Annotated in this window: 17 protein-coding genes and 1 riboswitch; of the genes, 9 read left to right on the top strand and 8 right to left on the bottom strand. The window is 74.3% G+C overall.

The window, feature by feature from the left end; translation table 11 throughout:
- Positions 1 to 125: 125 nt before the first annotated feature.
- Positions 126 to 584, top strand: coding sequence for a hypothetical protein (locus Q1A09_RS16875; protein WP_299957398.1), 459 nt, complete (start codon positions 126 to 128; stop codon positions 582 to 584).
- A gap of 69 nt (positions 585 to 653) precedes the next feature.
- On the opposite strand, the gene Q1A09_RS16870 is transcribed toward Q1A09_RS16875, so the two are convergent.
- Entirely contained in the window at positions 654 to 1,025 is a 372-nt protein-coding gene (locus Q1A09_RS16870; protein WP_299957395.1) for a PaaI family thioesterase, read from the bottom strand.
- 40 nt (positions 1,026 to 1,065) lie between these two features.
- The gene (locus Q1A09_RS16865) at positions 1,066 to 1,554 is read right to left on the bottom strand and encodes a GNAT family N-acetyltransferase (RefSeq protein WP_299957392.1); all 489 of its coding nucleotides are present in this window, start codon (positions 1,552 to 1,554) and stop codon (positions 1,066 to 1,068) included.
- Between the two features lie 82 nt (positions 1,555 to 1,636).
- On the opposite strand from Q1A09_RS16865, the gene larA reads away from it, so the two are divergent.
- Entirely contained in the window at positions 1,637 to 2,998 is a 1,362-nt protein-coding gene (larA, locus tag Q1A09_RS16860) for a nickel-dependent lactate racemase (protein ID WP_299957389.1), read from the top strand.
- Here larA and Q1A09_RS16855 read toward each other — a convergent pair.
- From Q1A09_RS16855 to Q1A09_RS16830, 6 genes are all read right to left on the bottom strand, one after another.
- Positions 2,995 to 3,282, bottom strand: a complete 288-nt coding sequence (locus Q1A09_RS16855; protein ID WP_299957385.1) for a UBP-type zinc finger domain-containing protein — start codon at positions 3,280 to 3,282, stop codon at positions 2,995 to 2,997. The two genes, larA and Q1A09_RS16855, sit on opposite strands and share 4 nt — an antisense overlap.
- Positions 3,283 to 3,288: 6 nt before the next feature.
- Positions 3,289 to 4,701, bottom strand: coding sequence for an ATP-binding protein (locus Q1A09_RS16850; protein ID WP_299957382.1), 1,413 nt, complete (start codon positions 4,699 to 4,701; stop codon positions 3,289 to 3,291).
- 1 nt (position 4,702) lies between these two features.
- A complete protein-coding gene (locus Q1A09_RS16845) occupies positions 4,703 to 6,361 on the bottom strand; it encodes an FAD-dependent oxidoreductase (RefSeq protein ID WP_299957380.1) in 1,659 nt (552 codons plus the stop codon).
- Positions 6,362 to 6,471: 110 nt separating this feature from the next.
- Positions 6,472 to 7,716 (bottom strand): MFS transporter, encoded by a 1,245-nt coding sequence (locus Q1A09_RS16840; protein WP_299957377.1) that lies wholly within the window; start codon positions 7,714 to 7,716, stop codon positions 6,472 to 6,474.
- A 34-nt stretch (positions 7,717 to 7,750) separates the two neighbouring features.
- The gene (locus tag Q1A09_RS16835) at positions 7,751 to 8,767 is read right to left on the bottom strand and encodes an alcohol dehydrogenase catalytic domain-containing protein (RefSeq protein WP_299957374.1); all 1,017 of its coding nucleotides are present in this window, start codon (positions 8,765 to 8,767) and stop codon (positions 7,751 to 7,753) included.
- A riboswitch (TPP riboswitch) is annotated at positions 8,758 to 8,866 on the bottom strand. It overlaps the preceding gene by 10 nt.
- 4 nt (positions 8,867 to 8,870) lie before the next feature.
- Positions 8,871 to 9,074, bottom strand: a complete 204-nt coding sequence (locus Q1A09_RS16830; protein ID WP_299957371.1) for a hypothetical protein — start codon at positions 9,072 to 9,074, stop codon at positions 8,871 to 8,873.
- 134 nt (positions 9,075 to 9,208) lie between these two features.
- Between Q1A09_RS16830 and Q1A09_RS16825 the strand changes: the two genes are divergently transcribed.
- From Q1A09_RS16825 to Q1A09_RS16795, 7 genes are all read left to right on the top strand, one after another.
- Positions 9,209 to 9,520: a DUF3040 domain-containing protein gene (locus Q1A09_RS16825; RefSeq protein ID WP_299957368.1), complete on the top strand. Its 312-nt coding sequence runs from the start codon at positions 9,209 to 9,211 to the stop codon at positions 9,518 to 9,520.
- Positions 9,521 to 9,643: 123 nt separating this feature from the next.
- A complete protein-coding gene (locus Q1A09_RS16820) occupies positions 9,644 to 10,660 on the top strand; it encodes an ATP-binding cassette domain-containing protein (RefSeq protein ID WP_299957364.1) in 1,017 nt (338 codons plus the stop codon).
- Positions 10,657 to 11,496 (top strand): ABC-2 family transporter protein, encoded by an 840-nt coding sequence (locus Q1A09_RS16815; protein WP_299957361.1) that lies wholly within the window; start codon positions 10,657 to 10,659, stop codon positions 11,494 to 11,496. The genes Q1A09_RS16820 and Q1A09_RS16815 overlap by 4 nt, the downstream gene beginning before the upstream one ends.
- Entirely contained in the window at positions 11,496 to 12,308 is an 813-nt protein-coding gene (locus tag Q1A09_RS16810; RefSeq protein ID WP_299957358.1) for an ABC transporter permease, read from the top strand. The genes Q1A09_RS16815 and Q1A09_RS16810 overlap by 1 nt, the downstream gene beginning before the upstream one ends.
- A 173-nt stretch (positions 12,309 to 12,481) precedes the next feature.
- Positions 12,482 to 12,997 carry a SigE family RNA polymerase sigma factor gene (locus Q1A09_RS16805; protein ID WP_299957355.1) on the top strand — a complete coding sequence of 172 codons (516 nt, stop codon included), beginning with the start codon at positions 12,482 to 12,484 and terminating at the stop codon, positions 12,995 to 12,997.
- Entirely contained in the window at positions 12,994 to 14,379 is a 1,386-nt protein-coding gene (locus Q1A09_RS16800) for a hypothetical protein (protein ID WP_299957352.1), read from the top strand. The genes Q1A09_RS16805 and Q1A09_RS16800 overlap by 4 nt, the downstream gene beginning before the upstream one ends.
- A 287-nt stretch (positions 14,380 to 14,666) precedes the next feature.
- Entirely contained in the window at positions 14,667 to 15,743 is a 1,077-nt protein-coding gene (locus Q1A09_RS16795; protein ID WP_299957350.1) for a hypothetical protein, read from the top strand.
- Positions 15,744 to 15,766: the final 23 nt, after the last annotated feature.

Genomic DNA, 15,766 nt, shown 5'->3' with positions numbered 1-15,766 from the left:
CGGCGGTGGTCGGCCAGGCACGTCCCGCGCCCGGCCGACCACCGTGTGCGAGGCCACTCGGCCGCACACGAGACGATCGTCACGATCGCGTTACAGCCGGGTGGGTTCGGGAAATGCTGTGCCTCATGACCACTGTGCCTGAGGTCGCCACCACCCCTGAGGTGCTGGAGAGCGAGTTCTCGCTCATGACCGCCGTGATCCGGCTGGACTTCCTGAGCCGGCGCGACAACGTCGCCATCGACGGCCTGAACGACAGCTCCGACGACGACGACGACTGGGCCAGCTTCAAGGCCGTCGGCACGTCGCTGGACACCGAGGAGGCGCTCGAGCTGCTCGCCCTCGGCGAGGTCGTCGCCCGCAAGGCGCACGAGCACCGCCAGCTCGGCATCCGCGCCGCCCTCCGGGGTGGTGCCGACTGGGCGCAGATCGGTCGCGCGCTGAGCATCTCGCCGCGCGCGGCCTGGGAGCGGCACATCAGCTGGCTGGACGCCCAGGCGGCGGCCCGCCGCGCTGGCGACGCCGGCGCCCTCGACGAGCAGGCCGTCACCGCGGCCCGCCAACTCGCCGGGCGCCGTCCCGCCTGACCACCGTTCGGAGCACCACCGGGGCACCTGGACCACCACCGGTCCAGGTGCCCTTCGTCTTCCCCGGGGTCAGCGGTGCAGGACGGCGAACGTCGCCACCGCGTGCACCAGGGTGCGGCCCTCCTGCGCCACCTCCGCCTCGCAGACCGTCAGGTGCTCGCCCTGCTTGCTGATCCGGCCGGTCACCTCGAGCGTCCCGGGCGAGCCGGGACGCAGGTAGGTGACGGTCAGCTGACTGGTGGCCGGGACGTCGGACTCGCCGGTACGGCTGCGCACCGCCCGCCCCATCGCGGTGTCGACCAGGGTGGCCAGGACGCCGCCGTGCACCGTGCCCGCCTCGTTCAGGTGCTGGTCGGTGGCGTCCAGCCGCAGGTGTGCCGTCCCGTCCTCCGCCGTCCCGCCGTGCACGCCGAGGGTGTCCACGAAGCTCGCGTCGCTCATCCACAGCCGTTACCCGGGGTGCGAGCCGGGCACGCCCGGGTCAGGTGCCCTCGGGCCAGGGGATCTCGGTGAAGCCGAGTCGCTGGTACAGGGCATGGGCGGGGTTCCGGCGGGTCACGATGAGCGACAACCGGGTCTCCCCACCGGCCCGGAGCGTCGTCGCGGCGGCCAGCAACAGGCGGGTGCCGTGCCCGCGGCGCTGCCACCGCGGGTGGGTGACGGCCTGCGCGACGAACGGCAACCCCTGCCACCGGGTGCAGACGACGGCGGCGGCCACCTCACCGGCCTCCTCGGCCAGCAGCCAGGCGTCGGGCAGCGGCGGGCCGTGGGTGCCGGCGGCCGTCGACCGCAGCTCCGCCAGCGCGGCGGGCTGGTCCTCGCCCTCGTCGTCCACCGTGCCGCGGTAGGCCTCGGCCATCACCTCGGCCATCGCCGGCAGGTCGGCCTCCCGTGCCACCCGGACGCCGGTGCGGTCAACCTCGGGCAGTGGCCGGCTGAGGTCCAGGACGAGGTAGGGCCGCGCTTCCATCCGCCGGACGGTAGGCGGGGCCGCTCGGCGGGTCCACGTGTTTGCGCCGGCGACCGAGTGGGATCGGCGGAGGAGTGGTCGAATGGGCCGACCAGACGGCGAGGAGGCCGACGTGCAGCAGGTGAGGCTCGCCTACGGGCGCGCAGGACTGACCGTCGAGCTGCCGGATGACGCGGCGGTGATCACCCCCGTCGAGCACGCGGCTGCCGCGGACGTCCCGGCCGAGCTGCGCCGGGCGCTGCGCGAGCCGGTGGGCGGTGCGCCGCTGCGGGAGCGCGTCCGGCCCGGGCAGACGGTGGCGATCTCGGCCTGCGACGGCACCCGTGCCCAGCCCCGGCACCTGATGGTCCCGGCGGTGCTCGAGGAGCTCGACGGCATCGTGCGGCTCGAGGACGTCGTCGTGCTGGTCGCCACCGGCACCCACCGGGCCAACACCGACGCCGAGCTGCGGGCCATGTTCGGCGACGAGGTCGTGGACACGGTGCGGATCGTCAACCACGACTCCCGGGCGAGTGACACCCACCGCTGGATGGGCACCTTCGGCGACGGCGTGCCGGTGTGGCTCAACGAGCAGTGGGTGGACGCCGACGTCCGGATCACCACCGGCTTCGTCGAACCGCACTTCTTCGCCGGCTTCTCCGGTGGCCCGAAGATGGTCGCCCCGGGCCTGGCCGCGCTGGACACGGTGCTGGTGCTGCACGACGCGAAGCGGATCGGCGACCCGCGGGCGACCTGGGGCGTCACCCAGGGCAACCCGGTGCACGACGACGTCCGGGCGATCACCGCCGGCACCGACGTGACGTACTCCTTCGACGTGGTGCTCAACACCGCGCAGGAGGTGATCGCCGCGTTCGGCGGCGACACCCTGGAGATGCACGCGGTGGCGATCGAGCGAGCCCGCGAGGTGGCGATGGCCCCGGTGGACGCCCCCTTCGACGTCGTGGTCACCACCGGCTCGGGCTTCCCGCTGGACCAGAACCTCTACCAGTCGGTGAAGGGCATGTCCGCCGCCGCGCAGGTGACGAAGCCCGACGGGCTGATCGTCTGCGCGGCGGCCTGCGAGGACGGCTTCCCCGACCACGGCTCCTACCGGGAGGTGCTCACCTCGGCCGCGTCGCCGGAGGCGCTGCTGGAGCTGATCGGTGCCCGGGAGCAGACGGTGCCCGACCAGTGGCAGGTGCAGATCCAGGCCCGCATCCAGGCCGCACACCGGGTCGTGATGCACACCGACCACCTCACCGACGCCCAGCTGGCCGAGGCGCACCTGGCCCAGACCACCGACATCGCCGCCACCGTCGCCGAGGCGGTGGCGGAGGCCGGCCCGGACGCCCGCGTCTGCGTGCTGCCCGAGGGCCCGCAGACGATCCCCTACGTGAAGGACCCCGTCGCCCCTCACCCCACGCTCCGCTCGGGGCGGCCCCCTGCGACAGGGCCGAAGAGCTAGGGGCCGGGGAGGAGGAGGGCCTGGTCGGGGTAGCACCAGGCCCAGTGCTCGCGGGGTTCGGCGGAGGCGACCACCGGGTGGCCGGTCGCCGTGGCGTGCGCGGTGGCGTGCCGGTGCGGCGAGGAGTCGCAGCAGGCGACGTGGTCACAGGCCAGGCAGCGGCGCAGGTGCACCCACTGGCCGCCCACCCGCACGCAGTCCGCGCACGCCGACGCCGGGCCGGGCGGAGCCGGCAGACCGCCGGCGTGCCCGCAGGTGGCTCCGCGTTCGGTCTGCCAGCCCATCGACGGTCAGGGCCGGCGGGTGCGCGGCAGCCGGACGCAGAACGTCGTCCCCTCCGGGCCGGTGGTGTAGCTCAGTGACCCGCCGTGCCGCCGCTCGACGATCCGCTTGGCGTTCTCCAGGCCCAGGCCGCTGCCCTCACCGGCCGGCTTGGTGGTGACGAAGGGCTCGAACAGGTGCTCGCGCACCGACTCCGGCACCCCCGGCCCGTCGTCGGCGACCTCCACGAACACCGCCTCGGCGTCCGCCCGGGTGCGCAACGTCAGCACGCCGTGCGCGCCGAGCGCGTCGGCGGCGTTGTCGATCAGGTTCGTCCAGACCTGGTTGAGCTCGGCCGGGTAGCCGGGCACCTTCGGCAGGTCCGCGGCGTACTCGCGGCGCACCTCGATGCCGGTGAGCTTGCGGGCCAGCATCACCAGCGTGCTCTCCAGGCCGGGCTTGAGCTCGACGTCGGAGTGCTGGGCCTGGTCCAGGTGTGAGTACTGCTTCACCGCGCCGACCAGCGAGGAGATCCGGGTGCTGGCCTCCTCGATCTCGCTCATCAGCGCCTCGGTCTCCAGCGTGTAGCGGAGCCAGCCGAAGGCCGCGTCCCACTCCAGCCCGGAGTCGACCCGCTCCACCACGTCGTCCACCCACTGGGCGTCCATGCCCGCCGCGGCGAACACCGGTGCCAGGTCGTAGGTGTGGCCGACGCCGAGCTCCTCCAGCCGGTCGGCGATGGAGTCCTCCAGGTCGCTCTCCTCCAGGGCGGTGAGCTCCGGCCGTGGCTTCAGCGCCCGCTCGACCGCGACCTCCTGGGTCTCGATCAGCCGGGCGACCAGCTCCGGGGAGAGCCCCTTGCCGGCCAGCAGCCGCAGCTTGGTCCGCATCCCGGCGACGCGGCTGCGCAGCTGCTCGGTCGCCCGCACGGCCGCGGCCGCGGGGTTGTTCAGCTCGTGGGCCAGGTTCGCCGACAGGACGCCGAGCTGGGCCAGGTGCTCGCGCTGGCGGATCGCCGACTCGGTGGCCCGCACGCCCTCGTAGATGCCGTCGAGCAGGTGCACCGCCATCGGGCACTGCTGGACCACCAGCGTGGCGAAGTCCCCGGCCGGCAGCCGGAGGAACCGGCTGGGCAGCGTGCTGCGCAGCGTCGTCTGGTACACCTCCGGCGGTCCGCTGGCGAAGGCCCGGACGGCGCCGGAGTACGCCCCGCGGTGCGCCGTACGGTTGATGACGACGTCCTCGCCGCCGCCGTGCTTGGTCAGCAGCAGCTCGCCCTCCAGCAGCATGTACAGCGCCTCGGCCGGCTCGCCCTCGGCGAAGACGACCGTGTCGGCGTCGTACACGCGCACGTCGCTGCGGCCGGACAGCCAGTGCAGCGCCTCGTCGTCGAGCGACTCGAACAGGAACAGGCTGCGCAGCTCGTCGAGGTCGACGGCCATCTCAGATCGCCTCCAGGTAGCGGTGCACCAGGCTCACGGCCATCGCGCCCTCACCGACGGCGGAGGCCACGCGCTTGACCGACTCCGACCGGACGTCGCCGGCCACGAACACCCCGGGCACCGAGCACTCCAGGTGGTAGGGCGCCCGGGGCAGCGGCCAGTCCGCCGGCGGGCGGCCCTCGGCGTCCAGCAGCGCCGGGCCGGTGCGCAGGAAGCCGTGGTCGTCGCGGGCGTAGGCCTCGCCCAGCCAGTCGGTGATCGGCCGGGCGCCGATGAACACGAACAGCCGGCTGGCCTCGACGGTCTCCGAGCTGCCGCTGGCCGCGTTGGCCAGCACCAGCCGCTCGAGGTGGTCATCGCCCTCGACGGCCTCGACGGTCGTGCAGGTGCGCACCTCGATCACCGGGTGCGCCTCGATCCGGGCGACCAGGTACTCGCTCATGCCCCGGCGGATGTCGGTGCCGCGGCACAGCAGCACGACCTTGCCGGCGTACTTGGCGAAGTGCAGCGCCGCCTGCCCGGCGGAGTTGGCTGCGCCGACGATGTAGACGGTCTGGTCGGTGCAGCTGAGCGCCTCGTGCGGGTCGGCGCCGTAGAACACGCCACGGCCGGCGAACTCCTCGGCGCCCCGGGCCGGCAGCCGGGTCCACTGGACGCCGGTGGCCAGGACGACGGCGTGGGTGGTGACCTCCGCGCCGTCGGCGAACCGCACGACCCGGCCGTCGCCGGCCGGCGCGATCTCGGTGACCTCGGCGGTGGTCAGGATCTCCACGCCGAACTTCACCGCTTGGTCGCGGGCCCGCCGGGCCAGGTCAGCGCCGGAGACGCCGCGCGGGAAGCCGAGGTAGTTCTCGATCCGGCTGCTGGTGCCCGCCTGCCCGCCGGTGGCGGTCCGCTCGACCAGCAGGGTGCGCAGCCCCTCGCTGCCGGCGTACACGGCCGAGCCCAGACCGGCGGGGCCGGCGCCGATCACCACGACGTCGTAGAACGGGCTGCCGGCCGTCGTGGACAGGCCGCACTTCTCGGCCACGTCACGCAGCGAGGGCCGGCTGAGCACCGTGCCGTCGGGGAAGACACAGGCCGGCAGCGCGTCGTCGCCGAGCTCGGCGGCGGTGCGGATCGCGGCGGCCTCCTCGCCCTGCAGGTGCCGGTAGGGCACCTGGTTGCGGGCCAGGAACTCCTTGAGCTCCTGGGTCTCCGCCGACCACTGGTGGCCGAGGAGGGTGAGCCCGTCGAAGGGCTGCCGGGCGGTGCGCTTCCACTGGTCGAGCAGGTCGTCCAGGACCGGGTAGAGCTTCTCCTCCGGCGGGTCCCAGGGCTTGAGCAGGTAGTGGTCGAGGTCGACGTCGTTGATCGCCCGGATGGCGGCGTCGGTGTCGGCGTAGGCGGTGAGCAGCACCCGCTTGGCGGTGGGTGCCAGGTCCATCGCCTGCTCCAGGAACTCCACCCCGGTCATGCCGGGCATCCGGTGGTCGGCCAGCAGCAGGGCGGTCGCCTCGCCGCGCGCGGTCAGCTCGCGCAGCACCGCCAGCGCGTCGTGGCCGCTCTCCGCCCGGACGATCCGGAACGCCTCGCCGTAGCGGCGGCGGAGGTCGCGGGCGACGGCGCGGCTGACGGCGCGGTCGTCGTCGACGGTGAGCAGGACGGGTCGGGCAGGCACAGCACCTCCGGTCGGCGCCGCCGCAGGGTGGACCGCCCCGGTGGGCGGGCCCCCGGTGGCCTGCTCATCCAACTCCGTGGAGGTGTCCAACGGAAGTCCCGCCGGTTGCCTCAGGCCGGCCGCACCTGCCGCGGCATGGCCAGCGCCGCCAGCAGCCCGAGGCCGAGGACGGCGGCGCTGACCGCGAACGCCACCTGGAAGGAGAAGGCGTCGGTGAGCCAGCCGGCGACCAGCGGCCCGACGACGGCACCCAGGTCGGCGACCATCTGGAACACCGCGACCATCCGCCCGCCCCGGCGCGGGCTCACGTCGCCGACCACCGCGGCCGGCACGCTGGCCAGCAGCGAGGCGCCCAGGCCGAAGGTGGCCATCGCCAGCAGGAACACCACGGTGGACGGCGGCAGCACCAGCACCGCGATCGACGCGGTGGCCAGCCCGGTGCCCAGCACCAGCGACGGGCGCCGTCCCCAGGTGTCCGACAGCCGCCCGGCCCGCAGCAGGCCCAGCGCCTGGGCGACTGACCCGGCCAGCAGCCCGGCGCCGGCCCAGGCCACGGTCTTGCCCAGCTCCTCGGTCACGTACAGCGGAACGAGGGAGTTGCGCACCCCGAACAGCACCCAGCCGACACCGAGGTTGGCGACCAGGGCCGCCAGGTAGGCCCGGGAGCGGAGCGCCTGGCGCAGCCCGCCGTCGTGGGTGCCGGGCGGGGGGACGGCGGCGGTGGAGGGCTCCGGCCCGCCGCCCTGGTCGACGCCGGGCGCGGTCTCGGCCGGGATCGGTGGGAGCGCGGCCGGCCGGAGCAGCACCAGCGCCACCGCACCGGCGACCAGCAGGAAGCCGGCGTAGACGAAGAACGGCACCCGCGGGGAGATCTCGGCCAGGAAGCCACCGGCGGCGGGCCCGGCGATGCCGCCGAGGATGAAGCCGCCCTGGTAGGTGGCGGCCGCCCGGCCCCGCTGGTGCGACGGCGCGGTGCGCAGCAGCAGCGACAGCGCGGCGACGGTGAACATCGCGCTGCCGATGCCGCCGGCCGCGCGCAGGCTGACGAACAGCGGGAAGTTGCCGGCCAGCCCGGCCAGGCCGGTGGTCACCGCGACGATCGCCAGCCCGGCGGCCAGCACCGCCCGCTCGCCGATGCGTTCCACCAGCGAGCCGCCGCCGAACGCGGAGACGAACCGGAAGAAGGCGAAGGCGCTGACCGCGAAGCCGACGGCGGTGGTGCCCACGCCGTAGTCGCGGACGAACAGCGGGATGGCCGGGGCCACGACGCCGAAGCCGAGGGCCACCACGAAGGCGACGATGGCGAGGACGCCGACCTCGCGGGGGAGTGGGGCGTCCTTGCCGCGTCGTCGCACGAGCGCCGATCCTCACACGGGCGCCCGGCCGGGCTCAGGCCTGGGGGTGCAACACCAGCCGGCCGGTCACCTCGCCGGCCCGCAGCCGGTCCAGCGCCTCGTTGACCTGGGTCAGCGGCAGGGTAGCGGCCACCGGCGGGGTCAGCTGACCGGCTGCCGCCAGGCCCACCGCCTGCTCCAGCTCGGCCAGCGTGTTGCCCACGCTGGCCAGCACCCGCTGCTCGGCGACCACCAGCGCCAGCGGGCTGACGGTGAGCTGGTCGGCGCTGTAGCCGACCAGCACCAGCCGGCCCCGCCGGCCCAGCACGCCGGTGGACAGCTCGAGGGTGGCGGTCACCCCGGCCAGTTCGACCACCACGTCCGCGCCCTGCCCGCCCGACACCCGGGCGACCGCGTCGGCGGCCTCGCCCGGCGGCACCGCGGCAGTGGCCCCGCAGCGGCGGGCAGCGTCCCGCCGGGCGGCGTCCCGGCTGACCGCGATCACGGTGGCACCGCGCCGCCGGGCCTCCTGCACGGCAGCCAGCCCGACACCGCCGCTGCCCAGCACCACGACGACCTCGCCGGGCTCCACCGCCGCCTCGGCCAGCGCGTGCACCGCGGTGGTGCCGGCACAGCACAGCGGCGCCGCGGCGTCGAAGGAGACCTCGTCCGGCAGCCGGACCAGGCAGTGGGCCGGGACGACGAGCTGCTCGGCGAAGGCGCCGTCCGCGGCGAAGGCCAGCACGCCGCGCGGGGTGAGGCAGAGGTTCTGCCGGCCGCGCAGGCACCAGCGGCAGGAGCCGCAGAACAGGTAGTAGTAGACGGCGACCCGATCGCCCTCGGCCCAGCCGGTGACCGCCGAGCCCACGGCCTCGACCACGCCGGCGGCCTCGTGCCCCAGCGTCATCGGGGTGCGGGACGGCGCGTAGAGCCCGTCGGTGAAGTGCAGCTCGGTGCCGCAGACACCGGCGGCGTGCACCCGCACCCGCACCTCGTCGGGCGCGGGGGTGGGGACGGGGACGTCGTCCAGGGCCAGCGGCTGGCCTGGGGCATGGAAACGTGCGGCGAGCACCGAGCAGCTCCCTCCGCCGGCATGAACCGGATCAGGTTGGACGGTCGGCGGTGGTCGTCCGCCTTCTCAGCCCGCGCCCGGGCTCCCGTGTGCGCCGACGAACCTACCGGGCCTGCTCCACGGGTTCTACGCGGCGCAGGAACGACCGGATCGCCAGGTGGTGGGAGAGCTGCTCGCGGTGCGCGTCGCAGGCGGTCCAGACCTTCTCCCGGTCCGGGGTGTGCACTTTCGGGTTGTTCCACACCAGCCGGGAGGTGGCCGGCGCCCGGCAGCCCTTCGCCGAGCAGATCAGCGCGTCGTCCGTCACGTGTTCGATCATCACCGATCGCGCGGTGGCCGGGTGGTGTAGGACCGCCCCCGCCGGGGAAAGCCCGGTCGCGCGTCGAGAGCACGGCGCGGGCCGGCACGACCGGCCTGTGTGCAGGGGGACGGGGCTCACCGATGACCAACTCAGAAGAGCAGGTGCTGGCCGACATCGAGCGGCAGCTCACCACCGAGGAACCGGAGCTGCACCGGTTGTTCTCCGGCGGCGAGTCGGTGCCGGACGACGAGCTGCGGCGCTGGCGGTTGGCCGGGCTGCTGACCGTGCTCGTCAGCGGCCTGCTGCTGGTGGTCGGGCTGGCGGTGGGCGGCACGGTGCTCGCGGTGTTCGCCGCCTGCCCGGTGATCGCCTACCTGGCGGTGGCCGGCTGGGTGCACCGCGGGGCGGCGCGCCGCCTGGTGCCCGGTCGCCGGGATGCCCAGCGGGGCTGACCTCCGGCGTCGCCGGGTGCACCGGTCGCCGCCCGGCTGTCCGGCCGGGCCGGGCGGCACCACCGTGGCGCGCCGCGGTAAAGCAGTTCGGGACTGCACCGTCCCGCCGTTTGGGTCCGCGCCGTGGACGCCGCGAGCAGGTCCGACCAGCCGGCCATCCGGGTGCGCGACCTGCGCAAGACCTTCCGGGTCGCCGAGCGGGACGCCGGCCTGGCCGCGTCGATCCGGGGCCTGGTGCGCCGCACGCACCGGGACGTCGAGGCGGTCGCCGGGGTGTCCTTCGACGTGGCCTCGGGCGAGGTGGTCGGCTTCCTCGGCGCGAACGGCGCGGGCAAGACCACGATGCTGAAGATGCTCTCCGGGCTGCTCTTCCCGACCTCGGGCGAGGTCTCCGTGCTCGGCCACACCCCGTCCCGGCGGGAGCGGGAGTTCCTGCGCCGCATCACCCTCGTCATGGGCAACCGCAACCAGCTGCAGTGGGACATCCCGGCGCTGGACTCCTTCGAGATGAACCGCGCCGTCTACCGCATTCCCGACGCGGAGTTCCGCCGCACCCGCGACGAGCTGGTCGAGCTGCTGGAGATCGGTGACCTGGTGCGCAAGCCGGTGCGCAACCTCTCCCTGGGCGAGCGGATGAAGGCCGAGATCGCCGCCTCGCTGCTGCACCGGCCGCAGGTGCTCTTCCTCGACGAGCCGACGATCGGCCTGGACGTGACGGCGCAGAAGCGGATCCGGGGGTTCCTCGCCGAGTACAACCGGCGCACCGGCGCCTCGATCCTGCTGACCAGCCACTACATGGCCGACGTGCAGGCGCTGTGCTCCCGGGTGGTGGTCATCGACGCCGGGGCCGTCCTCTACGACGGCGGGCTGCGGGCGCTGACCACCCGGTTCTCCCCGCACCAGACGATCACCGTGCAGCTGCCCGAGGGGGTCACCGACCTCTCCGGCTACGGCGAGGTGGTGGAGAGCTCACCGGACGGGCGCACCAGCCTGCGCGTGCCCACGGCCGAGGCGTCCGCGGTCGCCGCCCGGCTGCTCGCCGACCACCGGGTGAGCGGGCTGACCATCGAGGACCCGCCGATCGAGGACGTCATCGAGCGGGTGTTCGCCGGCCGGCCGTCCGCGCCGGTCCCGTCGTGACCGCGGCGCCGCAGACCCGGGAGCGGCGCCGGCTGCGCGGGCTGCCCGGCTTCTACGCCGTCGTGATGCGCACCGCGGTGCAGAGCCAGTTCCAGTACCGCACCGCCAACTACCTGTACATGCTCGGGATGATCGCCGAGCCGGTGGTCTACCTGGTGGTGTGGTCCGCAGTGGCCGACGCACAGGGCGGTGCGGTCGAGGGCATCACCGCCGGGGAGTTCGCCGCCTACTACATCGTCTGGACGCTGGTCCGGAACATGAACGTCGTCTTCACGCCCTACGGCTGGGAGCAGCGGATCCGCCAGGGCGAGCTGTCCGGGCAACTGCTGCTCCCGGTGCACCCGCTGCACTACGACCTGGCGTACTTCGCCGGGTGGAAGTTCGTCGTCATCCTGCTGTGGATCCCGATCGCCGCCGTGCTGACGCTGGTGTTCTCCCCGGTGTTCGACGTGACCGCGCTGGAGCTGCTGGTCTTCGTGCTGGCGATCTGGGGCGCGTACCTGATCCGGTCGCTGCTGCTCGAGGCGCTGGGCATGATCACCTTCTGGACGACGCGGGTCAGCGCGCTCTACCAGCTGTGGTTCACCGCCGAGCTGCTGCTCTCCGGCCGCCTCCTGCCGCTGGCCCTGCTGCCCGGCTGGGCGCAGACCGTCGCCGCCTGGAGCCCCTTCCCGTCGACGTTCGGCTTCCCGATCGAGGCGCTGGTCGGGAACCTGTCCACCGGTCAGCTGTGGGCCGGGATCGGCGTCCAGCTGATCTGGATCGGCGTCGGCACGCTGCTGGCCACCGGGGTCTTCCGGCTCGGCGTGCGGCGGTACGGGGCGGTGGGCAACTGATGGCCGGCACGCGCACCGACCGGGACCTGCAAGCGCTGCGGCTGGTCGGCACCTTCCTGCGGGTCGGGGTGCAGAACGAGCTGCAGTACCGGACGAACGTGCTGTTCAGCCTGCTGCAGTCGGGAGTGGCGGTCGGCACCTCGCTGGCCGTGCTGGCGCTGGTCTTCAGCCACACCGACTCCCTGGGCGGCTGGTCCGGCGACGAGCTGCTGGTGGTCATGGGCGTGCACGTGCTCATGGGCGGGGTGATCCGCTCGGTGATCCAGCCCAACATGCAGCAGCTGATGGACGACGTCCGGCAGGGCACACTCGACTTCGTCCTCACCAAGCCCGCCGACGGCCAGCTGCTGGTCAGCGCCCGCCGGTTCGAGGTGTGGCAGGTCGTGGACGTGCTGGTCGGTGCCGCCCTGGTGGTCGTGGCGGTGGTCCGGCTGGACCGCCCGGTGGGGCCGCTGGCCGTGGCCGGCTTCCTGGTCGCCCTGCTGCTCGGGGTGGTCGTCATCTACTCGTTCTGGCTGCTGCTCACCGTGCTGGCGTTCTGGATCGTCCGGGTCGACGCGCTGGTCGAGCTCTTCGACGGCATGTACCAGGCCGGCCGCTGGCCGGTGTCGGTCTACCCGGGCTGGCTCCGCTTCGGGTTCACCTTCCTGGTGCCGCTGGCCTTCGCCATCACCGTGCCGGCCGAGGCGCTCACCGGCCGGGCGTCGGGCTGGCTGCTGCTGGGCGCGGCCGCGTTCACCGCCGCGCTGTTCGCCGTGACGCGCTTCGCCTGGCGGGTGGGGCTCCGCCACTACAGCGGTGCCTCGGCGTGAGTCGGTGACCCCGGGAGCGGGAGGCCCGCGCGGTTGCGTGCCGCCGGCTGACCACCTGTGCGGCCTGGCTCCAGGGCAGCAGTCCTCGGCACGGGTCCGCTGGACGACGCCCGTGTCAACCTCCCGGCGTGCTCACCGCGTGTAGAGGGTGAGAGCGCAGCGAGGGAGGTGCAGTGAGCGACGAGGACGACGCGCGGTTCCGCCACTTCGTGATCGAGCAGCGGGCCGCCCTGCTGCGCACCGCCCACCTGCTCACCGGCGACGACGGCCACGCCGAGGACCTGGTGCAGCAGGCGCTGCTGAAGACCTACCGGCACTGGGGGCGGGTCAGCGGCCGAGGTGACCCCACCGCGTACGTGCGTCGGGTGCTGGTGACCACGCACACCAGCTGGCGCCGGCGGCTGGCCAGCACCGAGCAGGTGGTGGAGTCGCTGCCGGACCGGGCGGCCCGCCCGGCCGACGAGCGCGACGAGGAGCTGCTCGGCGCGCTGCGCACCCTCCCACCGCGGATGCGGGCGGTCGTCGTCCTGCGGTTCTACGAGGACCGCTCGGAGGCTCAGACGGCACAGCTGCTGGGCTGCTCGGTCGGCACGGTGAAGACACAGACGTCCCGGGCGATGGCCCGGCTCCGCGAACTGCTCGGCCCCGGGCCCCGGGAGCCCGAGCACCGAGAGGTGGGACGGCGATGATCGACGACCTGGAGCTGCGGCGGCGTCTGCACGCCGCGGCGGCGACCCCGGCCGGCCCCCGGCGGGACGACCTGGCCGCGGCCGATGCGGTGATCGACCGGCGGCGCACCGAGCGGTGGCACCGCGCCGCCGCGGTCGCCGTCGTCGCCTGCGTCGCGCTGGTGGTGGTCGTCGTCCCGGTGCTGCTCGGCGGCGCCGGGCGGAGCGGGGACGAGGGCGGCGGGGACGCGGCCGGCGGGCACAGCTTCCCGCTGCCGCCGCGCGGCTCGCTGGCCGACGACCCGGACTACCTCGCGGCCGTGCGGGAGCTGGACTGGCCGAACCGGCCGGTGCCCGACAGCGCGGATCGGCAGGTCGTCTTCGCCGGGGAGACCCCCGCCGGCCGGGTGGCGCTCGTCGTCGGTCCGGCGGAGGGGCAGCTGTTCGGCCAGTGGTACACCGGCCCGGCCGCTGCCGCACCGCAGGACCTCGTGCCCGACAGCTCCTACCTCACCGTCGATCCAGCGGAGTCGACCGCACTCGCGGTCGGGCAGCCCGGTTCGGGGGTCGACGGGGGCGGAGGGGCGCTGATCGTGATCGCCCAGCCGGGCGACCAGGTGCTGGTGTCCCCCCGGGCGGAGATCGCCACCGACGGCACGGTCGGCCGCGACTACCAGCCGGTGGACACCGTCGACGGGGTGGCGGTGGTCGCCCTGGACGCCGTCGTCCCCGGCGCTGACGGAGCTCGGTACCGGGTGGTGCACGACGGCGTGGTCTCGGAGTCCCGGGGGGTGTTCCCGGCCTTCGGAGCGGGCGAGGTGTTCGACCCGCCGGACCTCGTCCCGCTGCGGCCGGGCGGTGATCCCGACCCGGCTCCGGAGGCCATCGACCAGGCGCTGCGACAGGTCTCCGGCCCGACCGGACTGGGCGAGGAGACGCTGGACCCGGTGCTGTTGTGGTCCGGGGTGGTGCCCGGCCCCGACGGTGGGGACGCCGACGTCGTCGTCCTGGCCCTCACCCTGCCCTCGGGTGCCGTGGCGACCAGCACCGCCTTCGCCGACATGGCTGCCGACGGATCGGGGACCGCCGGAGGCTGCGGGGTCGGCACCCATCCGGCCGGCACCGCGGTGGCCGACGTGGTCGCGGCGGCGGCCTGCTCGGTACCGGGTACCAGCAACGCCGCGGAGCTGGTGTCCTACGTGGTCACCGCCCCGCCCGGCCATGCGCGCGTGGAGCTGCTCCGGTCCGGCGGGGCGCCGGGAGCGGCGCAGACCCTGGAAGACGGGGCCGCAGTGGTCCGGGACGTCGAGTCGGCGAGCACCGCCCGGGTCACCGGTCCGGGGCTGCCCGACCGGGAGGAGCCGATCACCAGGATCACCGACGCACTCGGGGAAGGGGAGTGACGACCGCGGAGTCGGCGCTGCTGATCGCGGCCCGCCAGCTCGCCGAGGAGGCCAGGGAACGGGGGGTCCGGCCGGCACGCCGACGCTCGCGGCCGTCCCGGGCTCGTGCAGTGCAGCAGCCGTCATCCTGGGTAGCCCAGCGGCCATGACAGACACCGAACCCCTCGCTCGTCACCGGGGCCGCCAGTGGCATCGGGTTTGAGTCTGGGATCGGGCTCGAGTCGCCGTGACCCGCCTGGCCTGGCGGGTGGGCTTGCGCCACCACAGCGGCGCCTCGGCGTGAGCAGGTGACCTCGGCAGCGGATGCCCGGGCCGCTGCACACCGCCGGGTCCAGCAGCACGCCGTGGACCGGCCGGAGGTCGCGGGTGCGTTCCTGACCGGCTCGGTCACCGCACTGGCACCGGATGCCGAACTGCCGGCGACCTCGGACGTCGACGTCGTGGTCGTCCTCCGCAACGGTCCGGCCGTCCCGGCCAAGCCCGGCAAGCTGCGGTGTGACGGCGTGCTGCTGGAGGTGACCGAGCTGCCGTGGTCGGAGGTCGCCGATCCTGCCGTCGTCGCCCGGACCCACTATCTGGCACCGAGCTTCGCCGGTGACCACGTGCTCGCCGACCCGACCGGGCACCTGGCGCGGCTGCGCACCGAGATCGCACCGTCCTTCGCTGCGCCGGAAGCCGTACAGGCCCGTTGCGAGGACGTGCTGATCCGGATGGTGACCAGGTCGGCCGCCCTGGATCCTGCGGCGCCGTGGCACGAGCAGGTGCTCACATGGCTCTTCCCCGCGACGTTGCCCACCCAGGTGCCGCTGGTCGCAGCACTCCGCCCGCCGACGGTCCGTCGTCGGTTCGTGGCGGCCCGGGAGGTGCTCGCCGAGCACGGTCAGCTCGAGCTGTACGGGAGCCTGGTCGATCTGGTCGACGCGGGTGGTCGTGATGGTTCCGCCGTGCAGCACCACCTGGACCAGCTGGAACCGGTGCTGGACCAGGTCGCCTCCGTGGCCCGGACGCCGTTCCCCTTCTCCGCCGACCTGACTCCCGACGCCCGTCCGGTCACCGTCCAGGGCAGTCGGGAGCTCGTGGCAGCAGGAGACCACCGGGAGGCGGTGTTCTGGGTCGTGGCGACGTGGGGCCGGTGCCTCACCGTCCTGACGACCGACGCGCCGTCCCTCGTCGTGAGCCGCGCGGCTCAGCGGTTCCGCGAGGTCACCGCGGACCTGCTCGGGGTGTCGACTCCCGCCGCGCTGGCCGCCCGCCGGGATGCGGCGCTCGCCCTCGTGCCCGCGGTGCGGGCGGCCGGCGAGCGGATCATCGACGTCCGGCAGGTGCGCGCCCAGGCCCGCCCGGAAGTCGGGCGATCGGGGTGACGGGGCGCGGGCGGCTGGGTACC

It is taken from the genome of uncultured Modestobacter sp., from assembly GCF_947486615.1.
In the GTDB taxonomy this organism is placed as follows: Bacteria; Actinomycetota; Actinomycetes; order Mycobacteriales; family Geodermatophilaceae; genus Modestobacter.
This window is presented reverse-complemented; position numbering and strand designations above follow the sequence as displayed.